Source organism: Bradyrhizobium sp. UFLA05-108 (genome assembly GCF_059803455.1).
The window spans coordinates 242,487-256,373 of sequence record NZ_JBANAZ010000004.1 but is presented as its reverse complement, the minus strand read 5'-3'; the positions used below and the strand labels follow the sequence as shown (position 1 = coordinate 256,373).

General features: G+C 63.2%; 15 protein-coding genes. 1 reads left to right on the top strand and 14 read right to left on the bottom strand.

The annotated features are described in order from the left end of the window. Positions 1-100: 100 nt before the first annotated feature. The 11 genes from SO140_RS05025 to SO140_RS04975 all read right to left on the bottom strand — a co-directional run bounded on the left by SO140_RS05025 (position 101) and on the right by SO140_RS04975 (position 11,556). A complete protein-coding gene (locus SO140_RS05025; protein WP_449380212.1) occupies positions 101-1,249 on the bottom strand; it encodes an amidohydrolase in 1,149 nt (382 codons plus the stop codon). A gap of 102 nt (positions 1,250-1,351) precedes the next feature. Next, on the bottom strand, positions 1,352-2,440 hold the full coding sequence (locus SO140_RS05020) for a mandelate racemase/muconate lactonizing enzyme family protein (RefSeq protein ID WP_449380213.1): 1,089 nt from the start codon (positions 2,438-2,440) through the stop codon (positions 1,352-1,354). A gap of 217 nt (positions 2,441-2,657) precedes the next feature. Continuing rightward, a complete protein-coding gene (locus SO140_RS05015) occupies positions 2,658-2,912 on the bottom strand; it encodes a DUF1127 domain-containing protein (RefSeq protein ID WP_449380214.1) in 255 nt (84 codons plus the stop codon). Positions 2,913-3,345: 433 nt separating this feature from the next. After that, positions 3,346-4,614 (bottom strand): MFS transporter, encoded by a 1,269-nt coding sequence (locus SO140_RS05010; RefSeq protein ID WP_498539475.1) that lies wholly within the window; start codon positions 4,612-4,614, stop codon positions 3,346-3,348. Between the two features lie 80 nt (positions 4,615-4,694). Next, a complete protein-coding gene (locus SO140_RS05005; RefSeq protein ID WP_449380216.1) occupies positions 4,695-4,826 on the bottom strand; it encodes a hypothetical protein in 132 nt (43 codons plus the stop codon). A 288-nt stretch (positions 4,827-5,114) separates the two neighbouring features. Beyond that, positions 5,115-7,076 (bottom strand): tetratricopeptide repeat protein, encoded by a 1,962-nt coding sequence (locus SO140_RS05000; protein ID WP_449380217.1) that lies wholly within the window; start codon positions 7,074-7,076, stop codon positions 5,115-5,117. A gap of 389 nt (positions 7,077-7,465) precedes the next feature. Further along, on the bottom strand, positions 7,466-7,612 hold the full coding sequence (locus SO140_RS04995) for a hypothetical protein (RefSeq protein WP_449380218.1): 147 nt from the start codon (positions 7,610-7,612) through the stop codon (positions 7,466-7,468). 137 nt (positions 7,613-7,749) lie between these two features. Further along, positions 7,750-8,550 carry a class I SAM-dependent methyltransferase gene (locus SO140_RS04990; RefSeq protein WP_449380219.1) on the bottom strand — a complete coding sequence of 267 codons (801 nt, stop codon included), beginning with the start codon at positions 8,548-8,550 and terminating at the stop codon, positions 7,750-7,752. Between the two features lie 53 nt (positions 8,551-8,603). After that, positions 8,604-9,392, bottom strand: coding sequence for an ABC transporter ATP-binding protein (locus tag SO140_RS04985; RefSeq protein ID WP_449380220.1), 789 nt, complete (start codon positions 9,390-9,392; stop codon positions 8,604-8,606). Next, entirely contained in the window at positions 9,386-10,321 is a 936-nt protein-coding gene (locus SO140_RS04980; RefSeq protein WP_498539570.1) for an ABC transporter permease, read from the bottom strand. The genes SO140_RS04985 and SO140_RS04980 overlap by 7 nt, the downstream gene beginning before the upstream one ends. 104 nt (positions 10,322-10,425) lie before the next feature. Next, positions 10,426-11,556 carry an ABC transporter substrate-binding protein gene (locus SO140_RS04975; protein WP_449380221.1) on the bottom strand — a complete coding sequence of 377 codons (1,131 nt, stop codon included), beginning with the start codon at positions 11,554-11,556 and terminating at the stop codon, positions 10,426-10,428. Positions 11,557-11,877: 321 nt separating this feature from the next. Here SO140_RS04975 and SO140_RS04970 point away from each other — a divergent pair, with 321 nt between their 5' ends. Continuing rightward, positions 11,878-12,207 carry a hypothetical protein gene (locus SO140_RS04970; protein ID WP_449380222.1) on the top strand — a complete coding sequence of 110 codons (330 nt, stop codon included), beginning with the start codon at positions 11,878-11,880 and terminating at the stop codon, positions 12,205-12,207. Between the two features lie 100 nt (positions 12,208-12,307). Here the strand turns inward: SO140_RS04970 and SO140_RS04965 are convergent, their stop codons facing one another. From SO140_RS04965 to SO140_RS04955, 3 genes are all read right to left on the bottom strand, one after another. Continuing rightward, positions 12,308-12,709, bottom strand: a complete 402-nt coding sequence (locus SO140_RS04965; protein ID WP_449380223.1) for a hypothetical protein — start codon at positions 12,707-12,709, stop codon at positions 12,308-12,310. Between the two features lie 183 nt (positions 12,710-12,892). Continuing rightward, positions 12,893-13,129 (bottom strand): HGGxSTG domain-containing protein, encoded by a 237-nt coding sequence (locus tag SO140_RS04960; protein WP_498542379.1) that lies wholly within the window; start codon positions 13,127-13,129, stop codon positions 12,893-12,895. Positions 13,130-13,158: 29 nt separating this feature from the next. Continuing rightward, complete coding sequence (locus SO140_RS04955; RefSeq protein ID WP_498539478.1) at positions 13,159-13,821, bottom strand: hypothetical protein; 663 nt, start codon at positions 13,819-13,821, stop codon at positions 13,159-13,161. Between the last annotated feature and the right edge of the window lie 66 nt (positions 13,822-13,887).

Genomic DNA, 13,887 nt, shown 5'->3' with positions numbered 1-13,887 from the left:
TCGATGCCTTCACCCCCGAGGAATGCGCCAACTACCTCAAAAATTCAGGCTATCGAACTTAATGCCATCACGCTTTAGCGGTGTGGCCAGCCGTCGACGGCTAATTCGCGGATAGCGCTATCTTGGCGACCTCGGCCATCCAGCTTGATGCCACCGGCAGGATCGCGTCGTTGAAATCGTAACGCGGGCTGTGAAGCTCGGCGCCGTCGCGCAAGGGCCCGTTGCCGATCCAGACGAAGGCGCCGGGGCAATGCTGGAGATAGAAGGCGAAATCCTCGCCGGCCATGCTCGGGGCGAGGTCGCGGCGCTGCGGTGCCTGCACCTTCTCCGCGGCGATGCGCGCAAGGCTCGCCTCCGCCGGCGTGTTGACGACCGTGCCGACGCCGAAGGTGATGTCGGGCGTGACCTTGACGCCAAAGCTCGTCGCAATGCCGGCGCAGGTCCGCTCGATGGCTTCGACGATGGTATCGCGTACCGCGCCGCGATGATTGCGCAGCGTGCCGCGGATCACCACGCGCCCGGCGATCTGGTTCGCCGCCGTGCCGCCCTCGATCGCGCACAGCGACAGCACGGCGGTGTCGAGTGGATCGACATTGCGCGCCACGATCGATTGCAGCGCCACGATCAGGTGGCCGGCGGCGACGACCGGATCGCGCGTCAGATGTGGCATGCCGGCGTGACCGGCGTGTCCCTCGATCGTGAGCGTGACGCGCCCGCCGGACGCCATGACGACGCCGTCGTGGACCGCGATGGTGCCGGCGTCCAGCCCCGGCCAGTTGTGAAAGCCGAAAATCCGCGTCATCGGAAAACGCTCGAACAGGCCGTCCGCGACCATCGCGCGCGAGCCACCAAAACCTTCCTCGGCCGGCTGGAAGATGAAATCGATCGTGCCGCTCCAGCTCCGATCTGCTGCGAGCAGCGCGGCCGCGCCGAGCAGCGATGCTGTGTGGCCGTCATGGCCGCAGGCATGCATGACACCTTGATGATGCGAGGCGTAGGCAAGCCCCGTTTCCTCGGTGATCGGCAGCGCATCCATGTCGGCGCGCAAGCCGACGCGGCCTTGCGCGGATCCGCGCGTCAGCGTCGCGACGATGCCGTGGCCGCCGATGCCGGCCTCGAAGGGAATGCCGAGCTCGGCTAGCTTGTCCTGCACGAAGGCCGACGTCGCCTTCTCCTGCAAGGACAGCTCGGGATTAGCATGCAGATGCTGGCGCCACGCGGTCAGTTTCTGGTGAAGGTCAGGTGTCAAGGCAGGTGTCTTTCGGATGGTGCCGGCACCGCCACCATAGCCGAATCTCCGGCTCGTACATCCGGCATGCCGGAATGGCTCGCGTGCAACAAAGCGCTTCGCTCAAGGCGAAAGCTGTGCCAGCCCTTGCCAGTCGAAGTTGATGCCGTGACCGGGACGCATTGGCGCCAGCGCCATGCCGCGGTCGAGCACCAACGGATGCTCGATATAGCGGTCGAGCCCGAAACCGTGCGCCTCGAGATAGGAGCGGTTCGGGCAGGCCGCGAGCAGGTGCACTGTGATGTCGTGCGCACCGTGGCTGGTGACGGGCAAGTTGAAGGCCTCAGCGAGCCGCGCGATCTTCATGAACGCGGTGACGCCGCCGCAATTGGTGACGTCGGGCTCGGGATAGGACACCGCGCCCGCGGCGATGTAATTCTTGAACTCCCATAGCGAGCGCAGATTTTCCCCCGCCGCGATCGGCACGCCGCCGGAGCTGATGATACGAGCATGGCCTGCGACGTCGTCGGGGATGATCGGCTCCTCGAGCCAGGTGAGATCGAACGGTTGCAGTGCGCGGGCAGCGCGGATTGCCTCCTCGACGCTCCATTTCATGTTGGCATCCGCCATCAGCGGAAAACCGTCGCCGAGATGTGCTCGCATCGCCGCGACGCGCGCGACGTCGGATTTGAGATCGGGCCGACCGACCTTCATCTTGATGGCGCAAAAACCCTTGGCGAGATTGGCCTCGGTCTGCTTGAGAAGCGCCTCAACCGGGAGATCAAGGTCGATGCCGCCGGCATAGCAGGGCACGCGGGCATCGAAACCGCCGAGCAGGCGGAACAGCGGCAGGTTCGCGCGGCGTGCCTTCAGGTCCCACAGCGCGATGTCGAGCGCGGAAAGCGCGAGCACCGCGGCGCCGCCGCGTCCGCCATAATGCAGGCCCCACCAGACGTGGTGCCAGATCGCCTCGGTGTCGTCGGCCTCAAAGCCTTCGATCAGTTCGGGGATTTCACGTTTCAAGATATCGGCGATCGCGCCGCCATTGCGGCCGACGGTGTAGGTGTAGCCCGTTCCTTCCGCGCCACCGGCATCGCGCACGCGGCAGGTGATGAGCTCGAACGCCCTGATCTCGCCATGCGTGCTGTCGGAAAGGGTGACGGGGAGGGGGATCCGGTAGAGTCCGGTCTCGGCCGTTATGATGCGCGCCATGCTTCCATCCCGCATTTTTCTTTGCAGGGTACGCCGATCGCACCAGCCGGATCAAGCGACAGCTCGCAGGATGGGTCAAGCGGCTTGTCCGCCGAAGCCTGAGAGGCGAAGGTGGAAGCGATGCCCATCATCCATTTCAAGATGGGCTTCGCGCGAAGCTCGATATCCTGGATGGCTCTTCCCCGGCCGGATGGAATTCAAGCGTCGGAGGCAGATATCAGAGCATTGCTGGCGGAATCGATCGGGCACCGCGCGGGTCGATATTCGGGTTCGAGGCGACGTAGTCGATCTCGCCACGCGAAATGCCGATGTCCATCAGCTCCCGGTCGGCGAGATTCGACAAGGCGGCGCTCAGCCGCGCGCGCTTGCGCCGCTCTTGAAACGCCTCCCAATGTCTTTCCAGGAATCTGACGACGCGCCGGGCGGAAGCGAGCCTTCTGTCCAACCGTGTTGCATTGTAGGTCGTGCTCATGGGCGCAATCTCCGGATTCCAAAATCGGCCGGCCCGCGCATCGTCGCCGCCGCCTCGCTAGCGGGCAGTCTTCAAATCAACTGTGATCGAAACACGGTTGGCTTCGCTATCACTTGGAGCGCGCAGCCAACATTTCTGTCTGACGGAGGCAGGCGCAGCCGCTGCGACGGTTACGTCGAAGGCACCCGCGATAGCTCCGGTCCAAACAGCTTCCTGATGGAAATCTCCTGCGCAGAAAATTTCGCAAGCCGACTTCCGTCGACGACTTTAGCTCGCTGCCGCAGGGGCCATTGTGAGCGAATTCACAGGCAGCAGCGAATTTCGAACGCCCGCGACAATTCGTCTCGCCGAGAATGTGCCGAAAGTTGTGCGCAAGCTTTCCTCAACCCGCCCCGAACGTCGGCAGCCAGGGCGAAAGCCCCGGCGCGCTCTCTCATCGATTCATGCGCGGCGATGGCGAGCTTGGCGATGTATAAGCCAGAAAAATCAGCGTTCCCGCCGCAAGCGCTGCGGCCATGAACAGCAGCACCGCCGGCAGCCCCGCGAGCGCCGCCACTGCGCCGGTGGTCGACTGCATCAGGGCTGCGCCGAGGAAGAAGGCGAGGTTGACCGCGGCGAGTGCCTTGCCCGCAACTTGCGCGTCGACGAGCTGCCGGGACATGCCGAACAGTAGCGGTTGTGCGGAGGTCGCAAGGCCAATGAGCACGAACAGCACGAGGTCGTATTGCGGCGGCATGACGGGAACGCCGAGCAGCAGAGAGACCGCAAAGCGCGGTGCGCCGAGCGCCATCAGCGCGAGCAGAAATGCGGCGACGAGGTGCGCGCTGGCAACCAGCTCGCGGCGGCGGCCGAGCCTGCGATCGATCATGCCGATGCAAAGCGGCCCCGCGATCATCGCGATCGTGAAGGCGCCGAGCTGGTTGCCGGCCTCGACTCGCGACAAGCCCTTGATCTCCATCAGCCACGGCCCGCCCCACAGTCCCCGCAGCACCAGCGAGGTCGCAAGCGACACCAGTGCGAGCGCGATCAGCCCGCGCAGGGGACGCGACAGACCGAGCCGCAGCACCTCGATCATCTGCGACAGGGCTGAGGAATCGTCCTTGTGCTCGGCCGGCTGGTTCGGCACAAGCACGAACACGGCGAGCGCCACCAGGATGCCCGCGAGCCCAGCGATCCAGAACCCGGCGCGCCAGCCATAATGATCGACCACGAAGGCGAGCGGGCTCGATGATAGCAGCATGCCGATATTGCCGATCGAGAGGATCGCGCCCGACCACAGGCCGAACCGCGCCGTCGAGAGTTGTTTGGCAGCCAACGTCATCGGGCACATCAGCATGCCGGAGGTGGCGACGCCCAGCAGCAATTGACCGAACGCGAAACTTTCCGGCCCGGTCGCAAAGCCGGAAGCCGTGGCGCCGACCACGGTCCCGCCGAGCAGGCTGAGCGACACCGGCCGCACGCCAAAGCGGTCCATGGCCGCGCCGACCGGAATTTGGGCTGCGGCAAAGGCGAAATGATAGACCGAGGTGAGGCTGGCCAGCGCCTGCGGCCTGATGCCGAAATCCGCCGCCATCAGATCGATGCTGACCGCCGGGATGGTGCGCAGCAAGGTCGAGAGCATGTGACCGCAGGCGAGCGCGATCAGCGCAAGGATCAGAGCGCGGGTGCCAACTCCCGTTTCCTCCGTGGTCACCGCAGTCACGAGCGTCCTATCCCGATAAAGCTTTTCGGTGGCGTTACACGATTGGGGGAAGGGTGCCAACTGCGGGAAAGACAGCCCCGTTATTCCAGATTGATTTGCTGTTCGAGGCTGCTGGCCTCATCCTGTCCCGCGTATGATGGCACACCGAGCGACAGGCTCAGGGTCAGCACCGTGACCGCAACACGAAACGATGCTTTCACGGCCTTCATCACGCATTTCTCCGACGCGCAAACCGCGCAGCAATCACGTCAGGATTTGTTGGTGATCCCTTGCGTCGTCGGGGTCGGAGGCGAGCCTCAAAGCTTTGGCAGCCGCCATATTGAGGGTCCACGCGCGACGAACGAGCCGATCGCTTCGCTTGTTCGAAGCGATCGGCCAAGTCTAGGGAGGAACCGCCCGTGGGGCGCGGCAAAGCGAGCTAATGCTCACGTACCAGCATAGTCTGCCCGGCGAACACGGACTATGATCTAGGTCACATGAGAACGAGCCACAGGGTGACGTCAGATCGCCCCGATGTCGTTGGTGTTGTACCCATCCGAAACTTGCATCCGCTGCATCGCGCCGGTCTCCTCGTGCCACGGTAATCCGGAGACCGGCAACGCCGACACTTGATGCATAGCCCGCCGCCGCAGGTCGGCGCGCAGCCGCTCGAAGACGCCACTCCAGTCGTTTCGCCGCTCCTGCCGATATAGTCTCGCGGTCGGGTACCACGGACTGTCCTCACGCTTGAGGAGCCAGCGCCAATCGGGGGTGAACGGCAGCAGGGTCCATACCGGGCGTCCGAGTGCGCCGGCAAGGTGCACGACCGACGTATCGACCGAAATCAGCAGATCAAGGGCGCACAGGGCAGCCGCCGTGTCTGCGAGATCGTTCAAATGCGGCGACAGATCGGTAACGGCGTGCGACAGTTCGAGCAATGCGGCATGATCCGCAGGCCGGACATCTTTCTGCAGGCCATAGAGCCGTACTCCGGGAGTAAGCAGTTCGGGTAGCAAAGCGGCCGCGGCGATCGAGCGCTGGCGATCACCCCTGTGTTTGGGGTTCCCGGACCAGACGACCCCCACACGGAGGTCGCCGTCGGCACCGAGGTGCTGCTGCCAGGCCGCGACTGCCGCCGGATCAGCGACAAGATAGGGGATTTCGGCCGGAATGTTGTCGAGATCGGTCCTGAATAGCCGCGCCAGGCTCATGAGCGGAATATGAAAGTCGAAGTGCGGCCGTTGCGCGTCTTCACCGATCACCGTTACTCCGGCGAGCGATGAGCGCAGCAGCCGCTCGAGCCCGCGGGGCGCAAGCAGGATCACGCGGGCGCCGGCGCGCGCCAGCAGCGGAAGATAACGGACGAATTGCAGGACGTCACCGAGCCCCTGCTCAGAGCGCACAAGCAGGGTGCGGTTAGCAAGATCTTCGCCTTGCCAGAGCGGTTGCGGCAGGTTCGGCGCGCTGAGGTTGCGAACGCCGCCGCGCCAGCGCCACTCGTATTCGTCCCAGCCTTGGTCAAGTTTGCCGTGCCGTAACAGGTTGATTGCCAGGTTGAACCGGATCTTGCCAGAGCTCGGTGCCAGCGCCGCAGCTCGCTGAACGACGTCGAGCGCAATCTCGCCGCGACCTTGTTGCTGGAGGGCGACGCCGAGATTGGACAATGCCTTCGCGTTCTCTGGATCCAGCACGAGGGCCTGCCGATAGCATGCGATCGCGGCGTCGAGCTGGTCCTGCCCCTGGAGGGCAACGCCGAGATTGATATGTGCGTCAACATGCGCGGGATCGAGCGCCAGCGCCTGGCGGCATGCCGCGACCGCCTCATCACGACAGCCAAGCTCTTCGAGGGCAGCACCGAGATTAATGGAAGCTTCAACGTTCGCGGGATCGAGGACCAGCGCCTTGCGGTAGCACACGATTGCCTCGTTGTGGCGACCGAGCTCCTCGAGCGCAAGGCCGAGATTGACGTAGGCATCGGCTCCGTCGGGACGGAGTTCGATCGCCCGCCGGTAAGCATCCACGGCGGCATCCGGCCGGCCGGCATCCTTGAGCACCACGCCCAGATTGAAGTGAATCACGGCCGAGTTCGGATCGCGGGTCACGGCCTGCTGCATGGCCTCGACCGCCTCGGCGTGCTGACCGCTGTCGTTGAGGGCAATACCGAGCTTGGAATGGAGCTGGGCGCGAGCCGCCGCCAATCGGATGGCGCGCCGATAACACGCGATGGCATCGACGCGGCGGCCGTCGACCGTGAAGGCGTCGCCGAGAATCTCAAGTGCCTGCGCATCGTTCTGGCGGATCGCCAAGGCGCGCTGCAGCAGCTCGATCGCCTCAGCGCGCGCTTCGGGCGTGCCGTCGAGGCAGAGCGCCACCGCCAGCAGCACCATGGCATCCCGATGGCGATGGTCTTTCGCCAGGATGGCACGGCACAGCGCCCCCGCCTCAGCAAGACGGCCACACGCGTGATGGCTCACGGCGGTCACAAAGGTCGCCCTGACGTCGCCGATGTGAACCATGGCGTTGTTCATCCCAGTTCCGCGTCCTGTTCTTCGATCTTCAACGGCCGGCATGCGGATTTCAGGCAGAGTTTCGCGGTGAGCGGAACGGAGGGGATACGCGTCGGAGGTCCTGTGGGTAAAGCGGAGCAAAACTCATCGTCACCGCGATGCGGAACAGGATGGTTTTCGGCGCAGGTTTCATTGGCGACGAAGGACACGCATTTTGTGAAGCAACGATCGGGCAATGGAGACGTTCTGCCGGCGGGGAGGGCGGCGTGGCACTCAACAAAAGAGGAGTAGATGGACGCTCCGCGTACGCGACCAAAAATCCCCGGCTACGCAGGGCGTCGGATGCGTGACGTGGCCTGCTCGGATTATGTGGCGACAAGATAGATCGCGATGACGATGACCGCGGCCGAGACCAGCGCCGTAAACAGCATGCCATAGGGACGAGCCCACCTGCCTTCCGTCGTCCCGGCGACGTTGAGCTGCGGCGGTTCGGCTGGACCTTCGCGTATCATCGTCGCCTGTACTTCACAGGGATGAACGACGATGTGACGCCGTGTTCCGCGTTTGTCGCGAGGGAAAACCGCTTCATACATTTTCCGGACCATGCTCTAGCGAATTCGCGGTGCGGAACTTCTTGAGGCGGGTCGAGCTAGGGAACGATGCCACGGCAGGCCCAGGCGACGTTTGCAAAGGACCTCGGGCCATCGGGCCGGCCAGCCTCGTAGGCATCGCGCACGGCGGCGTCGGTGCGCGCTCGCTCCGTAGCGTCGAGCGATGCCACATATTTGCCGAGCGGCCCTTCGCCAGCGGCAATCGGCGCCCAATAGTCGGCAAAGCTTTGGTAGTCCATGCGGATCATCAGCTCCATTTCCGCCACGTCCACGAGACCCTGTTCGACAAAATTCCGCCTCAGTTCTCCCGGCTGCATCATCGGTTGAAAGCAATAGCGACTGCGCAGCTGTCGCCCGCTTTCACCGAGTGCCGCCACCGTGTCGACCATCATGCGCATGCCGGGCATGCCGCCGAGATGATCCCACACCGCTGCCGCGACCACGCCGCCCGACCGAACGACGCGGCGCATCTCGGCTACTGCCTTGCCGGCTTCGGGAACGAAGTGGAGCACGAGAAGCGCCAAAGCGCGGTCGAACGCGCCGTCCTCGAAGGGCAGGGCGCAGGCATCCGCTTGCCGGACGTTTATTCGCGGGTGTGTGTTGCGCCGGATCACCTCTTCGACAAAGACCGGCGAATAGTCGACTGCGGCGATTTCGGCGAGGTCAGCGGTTTTGGCGAGCGCGAAGGTCAAGCTCCCGGTGCCGCAGCCGACGTCGAGAATCCTTTCGCCGTCGGCAACCCCTGTGAAGTCGATGAATAGCCGCGCGAGTCGTCGACTCCAGCGGCCCATGAGCTGCTCATAGCCCGCGGCGTTGTGGACGTTGAATTCGGAGGTCATCGAAGTCTCCGTGCGCTCGCTCGATTTCTGGACTCGGCGAGCTCCTTTGACGGTTACCATGCCTCATCGAGGCCGAGATGCTCGAACACTTCGCGACGAAGCTCAACGAAGCGTGGATCGCCCCGGTGGCGTGGATAGGGCTGGCTGTTGACGATCTCGGCCTTGATCCGTGCTGGTCGGTCGCTCAGCACGACGACGCGGCCGGCAAGCAAGAGCGCCTCCTCGACATCGTGCGTGACCAGCAGCGCCGTGAAGCTTGAGCGCTGCCAAAGTGATACAAGTTCCGCCTGCATCGCGATGCGCGTCAGCGAGTCGAGCTGGCCCAATGGCTCGTCGAGAATGAGCAGCTTCGGGTCGTTGACCAGCGCGCGCGCCAGAGCCGCGCGTTGCGCCATGCCGCCGGAAAGCTGGTGCGGGTAGGCATTGGCGAAACTCGTGAGCCCGACCAGGCGCAGGGCGTCTTCAATACGTCCTCGATGGGAACGCAGCAACCCGCGTGCCTCCAGGCCCAGAGCAACGTTGCTCCAAACCGTCCGCCATGGGTAAAGCGTGGGATCTTGAAAAACGACGACGCGCGACGGATCGGGCGCTTCGATCTCCTTTCCCTCCGTTAGCAGGGAGCCGGCTGTTGGTGTGTCGAGCCCTGCAACCAGCCGCAGCAGGGTCGATTTTCCGCACCCACTCGGTCCCAGGAGAGCGACGAATTCGCCGCGGCCGACCTGCAGGCTGATGCGGTCCAATACCGGCAGCGGTTGCCCTTCGAGATCGAAGCGATGGCTTACTTCGCGGAGCGTCAGCGCGGATCCGCGGACCGGGTTTTCGCTTGCGATCGCCGCTACCACCGCACCAGACCTTTCTGCCAGGATAGCAGGTGGTCCCGCAAGCGGAACAGCAACGTGATCAGTCCGGAGCATAGGAACGCCATGAGCAGCAGCGCGGCGTACATGTTGGCGTAAGCCGCCCAACCCTGCGCCCATTGCAGATACCAGCCGAGCCCCGCCTTCACGCCCAGCATTTCGGCAACGACGAGAACCGCAAACGAGTTGCCGAGGCCCATGAACAGGCCAACGAAGACATGCGGCATTGCCGCCGGAATGGCGACCTTGAGCACGAGGAAACGCTGAGTCGCTCCCAATGTCCGCGCGATATCGTAATAGGCGCTCTTCACGCCGGCGACACCCGACCAGGTGAGCACGGTGACCGGGAATCCGGTGGCGAGCGCAATCAGGAAAATGCTGGCGCTGAAGCTCGACGGGAAAACGAAAAATGCGAGCGGCAGCCAGGCCGTCGCGGGCAGCGGCCCGATGAATCGCAAGACTGGGTGGATCCAATAGCCGACGAGCCGCGACCAGCCGATCGCCACGCCGGTCACAAACCCCACCGCCGCACCGATAAGATAACCGGTCGCGAGCAGACGAGCCGAGGCGAAGATGCCTTCAACCAGCCGCCCCCAGTCGTCGATGACGACTTCGACGATGGCCTGCGGCGGCGGAAAAAACGGCAACGGAAGCAATCCGAGCTTTGCTGTCACGACCTCCCAGGCAGCCAAAAACAGCGCAAGCGCGAACAGCCAGGGGAAAAGCCGCTTGAGACGCTGAAAAGCAGAAAAACGAACGCCGGCAACGGCCGCCAAGGCAAGGGCAACGGCCAATGCTCCACAAGCAATGGCGAGGCCGTCCGTGTAGATCCAATCGTTTTCGGGTCTATCCGGCCAGAACGCAGTGAGCGCGGCAACCACAGACCATGCGGCGGCCACAGATAGTCCGCCGATTAACGGCCCAGTGGTTGAACGTTCAAAAACGCCGAAACCCGATTTCTCTGATGGCCTCGGCACTTCGTCGATGACCGAGCTCACTGCGAATCTTCCCAATCGGCTCAGCTTAGAACGTCAAGATAGATCCGTTCGGCGAACTTGGCCGGATCAGTGCTTCGCTTGATGACGTTCACTGCCTTGAGTTCATCGGTGTACTGTAAAAGCTGCTTCTTGAGCACCGCGCCGACGGGATGATTGTGGTGAGTATGGCTGCGATACATCGTGGCGAGATCCTCTACGGACCCTTTCCCGCCATAGCCCGAATAGATTGCTGCGGCATCGGCGGGATCGGTGGCAACTCGGTCTGCCGCTTCCAGTATCGATCGTGTGAGAGCGGCCGCCACCGGCATTTCGTTTCGGGTGAGGCTGCCACGTATCGCGAGAACGCAGCAGGTTCGATCGACGAATTCACCCGTCAAGTTCGTCGCGATCTCGTTGAGCTTGCCGTCCTTGAGCCACAGATAGGGCAGCGGATCGATCTCGGCCAGCGCCTGCACTTCGCCCTTATCGACGGCAAGCGCGAGCAGATTGGCCGGGTACTGGCGCCACTCTACCTCTTGGGCCGGATCGATGCCCTTCTTGGCGAAGTAGATCGAAAAGAAGTTCTTCGCGGGGCTCGCTTGATCGCTGATCGCGATCGCCTTGCCGCGCAGGGACTCCAGGCTGTCAATGTTCGCGGCCTTGGAGCCGAGGAGCCGGATGCAGCCGCCATGCACCCCGGCGGTGATCCGAACGTCGAAACCTTGCTCCAGCGGTTTGAGCCAGCGCAGGGCCAATCCTAGACCAGCATCCGCCTTGCCGGTTGCAATCGCCTCCAACAACTGGTCGGTCGAACCCCCGAAATTGACGAAATCGACATCGAGGTTGTGCTTGGCGAAGATACCCCGTTCCTTGGCGACTGGCGCAGCGACTGTGCAGGCCGCGTTCGCGTTCCAGGCGATCTTGAGTTGGCGGGGCGGGCCCTGCAGCTCTTCGCTGCTCGCTGCGACGCGGCAAATAAAGGGCTCGGCCGGAATATCAGACAGCGATCCAGTCCCGGATGCCGTCAGCGCGCGAGCTGCTCCGAACATCCCAAACGGCGCCGCGGCGCCGACGGTGCAAACCAAGGTGAGCACCGAGCGGCGAGAGAGGGCACCTCGCTTTGCCTCGGACAGACCTTGCGTCAAGCTGTTGTCAATTTCGCGCTTTTCCATGTGTTGCTCCCAAACTCGCGTGTGAATGGAAAAAACCCATCGGAACCGGGTGGCGCTTTGTGGGGCCTTAGCTCGCCTCTCTTGCTTTGGGCATCATCCGAGCCCGTCGGCTGCACTGGTATGAAGCGTTTCACACTAACGCAAAAAATTGGAAGGAGATAGCTGCGCGACGATCAAGGCTCTCGTCAATCGTGTTGACCTACTCGCGGCAAGCTACCGGTTGGGTTTCGCGCCCTTGATCCATGTCGACCCTTCGCTTCACTTGCTCGATTGCGGGAATGTCATCAATGTTGCTCCGGGGCATCCTTGCAAGGAGGTCGCATGATTACCGCCGTTGTACGATACAAACTGCCGCCGCAGATCGACTACGCGGCGTGTCGCGAGCACTTTCACAAGATCGCACCCAACTTCCGCGAAGTGACAGGGCTGATCAGCAAGCACTTCATCTGGTCCGAGAGCGGCTGGGCGGGCGGCGTGTACCAGTGGGAGCGCATCGAGGACGCCAAGGCGTTCTACTCCGGGCCGTGGCTCGAGGGCATCATCCAGCGCTACGGCATGAAGCCGCAGATCGATCTGTTCGAGGTCTTTGCGGTGACCGACAACGCCTGCGGCAAGGTCGAACTGTTCAAGGAGACCATTGCCGCCAAGTGACTCCGAGCAAGTCTCGCTCATCTGCTTTTAGAGCATGGCATGCAGAGCCCTGGCGTCGTCGGCGGTAGCGAGATGACGTCCGAGTAAGGCCCTGCATATCTCAAGGTTTCGGCTGCATGCCCTGCAAAAAGCGAAGCGGGTTGAGCGGGCCAATGGGGATCAGTTCGAAGCTCATCATATGTGCCTTACCCAAAGGCAGCTTTTCGAGCATTTCGTGAGCGACCGCCGGATCAGTGACGTTGATGATGAACGCCACGCCCGGCTTTCCCTGTAACGAGTACCACTGCTCGATCTTGCCATCGAGGTAAAGGTCGACAGTTTCCCGAACTTCCTCCGGTAGGACAGCAAACACCTGCGATTGTTCAAAACCGGGATTGATTGTCCCGATGGCGAGAATTTTGGTCGTCGGCGTCGTTTTCATAGCGGCTCCTTGTGCGTTTGCTGAATTGAAGCCGGCGAGGCAGCCGATAAGTGTCAATGCGGCGGCAGAAGCGAAGTTCATGTTGTCTCCCCTCTGTGTGTCGCTCGGGCGACCGAGTGAACCCGTTGGGAGAGCATCGCCTGCGAGGCAGCCGGATAGCAACGATAATCGCCTCTTCCGCGGAGGCGCGCAGTCCATTGAATGGTGACATCAAGGGTCAATGCAGGACGAAAAGGGCCGCCCGCTCGGAGCAATCGGCCAGTCTCACTTGAGCTCCCTGAGCAGTCTCCGCGTCTCACTCAACAATTCCTGAATTTGCTTTTGCTCGGCCATGGCCTTCTTCGTGAACAGCCCATGCTTCCGGGCATTCCTGTTTCCCCGTGGCGCGCCCGATCTCTCCGCGCCGCCGTGCATTCGGCAGCGCCTCTTACCCTGCGTTGCCGGTGCGCGACAGATGCCGCCGCTGCGCGTTCTGGCGCCGCAGCGCGGGCTTGCCAGCATCGCGCTCGTGGTGCGGGCGTGACCGCCGCTCATGCGGAGGCATCTTGGCTTGCGTCGACGGGGTCCCGTCCGCCGACAGGTGTCATCGGGACCGTCCGCGCATTCGCTAGCGCGGCTACCGGGCTCGCCTCCGACACGATCATGCGCGCGTGCTGCGTGACGTTGCCGACAATGGCCTTGCCGCCGTCCTGCACCGACAGGTTTTGCACGGTGATGGCCGGCTCGCCCTTGTTCCGGTAGCGGTTGAGCGCCTCGATCTGGGCCGGAAACGTACGTACGAGCTTGCCGAGCGCACGGGCGGCGCTGTCCTGGCACTGGATGTCGCCGGCGCTGGCGAGATGATGCGCACTTCGCATCGCGGTAACGTGCACGGCGATCATCTGCGCCGCCAGCATGGCCTCGATGGCATCCCGGGGCTTGATGCCCTGCATCATCGAAATCATGAAGGCGAGGTTGGCGTGGTCGAGCTTGTTGCCGTTCACGCTCGCCTTCACCAGTTGCTTGAGAATGCCGTACATGGCGTCGCTGTCGGCGACCCCGAACGTCTCAGCCATCAGCCGTTCGCCCGTCTCCAGATCCGGATGGTCGATCTCAAAGCCGCGTTTGGAGAACTTGATCCTCGGGAATTCTGTCGTTTGCGGTCGATCGCCTGCTGCGATTGCCGCGGTGTTGTGGTTCGAAGAGGGCGTCATGTCGCTGCTTCCTTGGGTCGGCGCAGGCGCGTGGGTGGATGCGCGCCAGGCCGATCGCCTGTCCGC

Excerpts from the sequence above, each read along its gene's own strand:
- SO140_RS05020 (WP_449380213.1), bottom strand. The coding sequence starts at position 2,440 with ATGGCGCGCATCATAACGGCCGAGACCGGACTCTACCGGATCCCCCTC.
- SO140_RS05015 (WP_449380214.1), bottom strand. The coding sequence starts at position 2,912 with ATGAGCACGACCTACAATGCAACACGGTTGGACAGAAGGCTCGCTTCC.
- SO140_RS04995 (WP_449380218.1), bottom strand. The coding sequence starts at position 7,612 with ATGATACGCGAAGGTCCAGCCGAACCGCCGCAGCTCAACGTCGCCGGG.
- SO140_RS04990 (WP_449380219.1), bottom strand. The coding sequence starts at position 8,550 with ATGACCTCCGAATTCAACGTCCACAACGCCGCGGGCTATGAGCAGCTC.
- SO140_RS04975 (WP_449380221.1), bottom strand. The coding sequence starts at position 11,556 with ATGGAAAAGCGCGAAATTGACAACAGCTTGACGCAAGGTCTGTCCGAG.
- SO140_RS04970 (WP_449380222.1), top strand. The coding sequence starts at position 11,878 with ATGATTACCGCCGTTGTACGATACAAACTGCCGCCGCAGATCGACTAC.
- SO140_RS04965 (WP_449380223.1), bottom strand. The coding sequence starts at position 12,709 with ATGAACTTCGCTTCTGCCGCCGCATTGACACTTATCGGCTGCCTCGCC.
- SO140_RS04960 (WP_498542379.1), bottom strand. The coding sequence starts at position 13,129 with ATGCTGGCAAGCCCGCGCTGCGGCGCCAGAACGCGCAGCGGCGGCATC.
- SO140_RS04955 (WP_498539478.1), bottom strand. The coding sequence starts at position 13,821 with ATGACGCCCTCTTCGAACCACAACACCGCGGCAATCGCAGCAGGCGAT.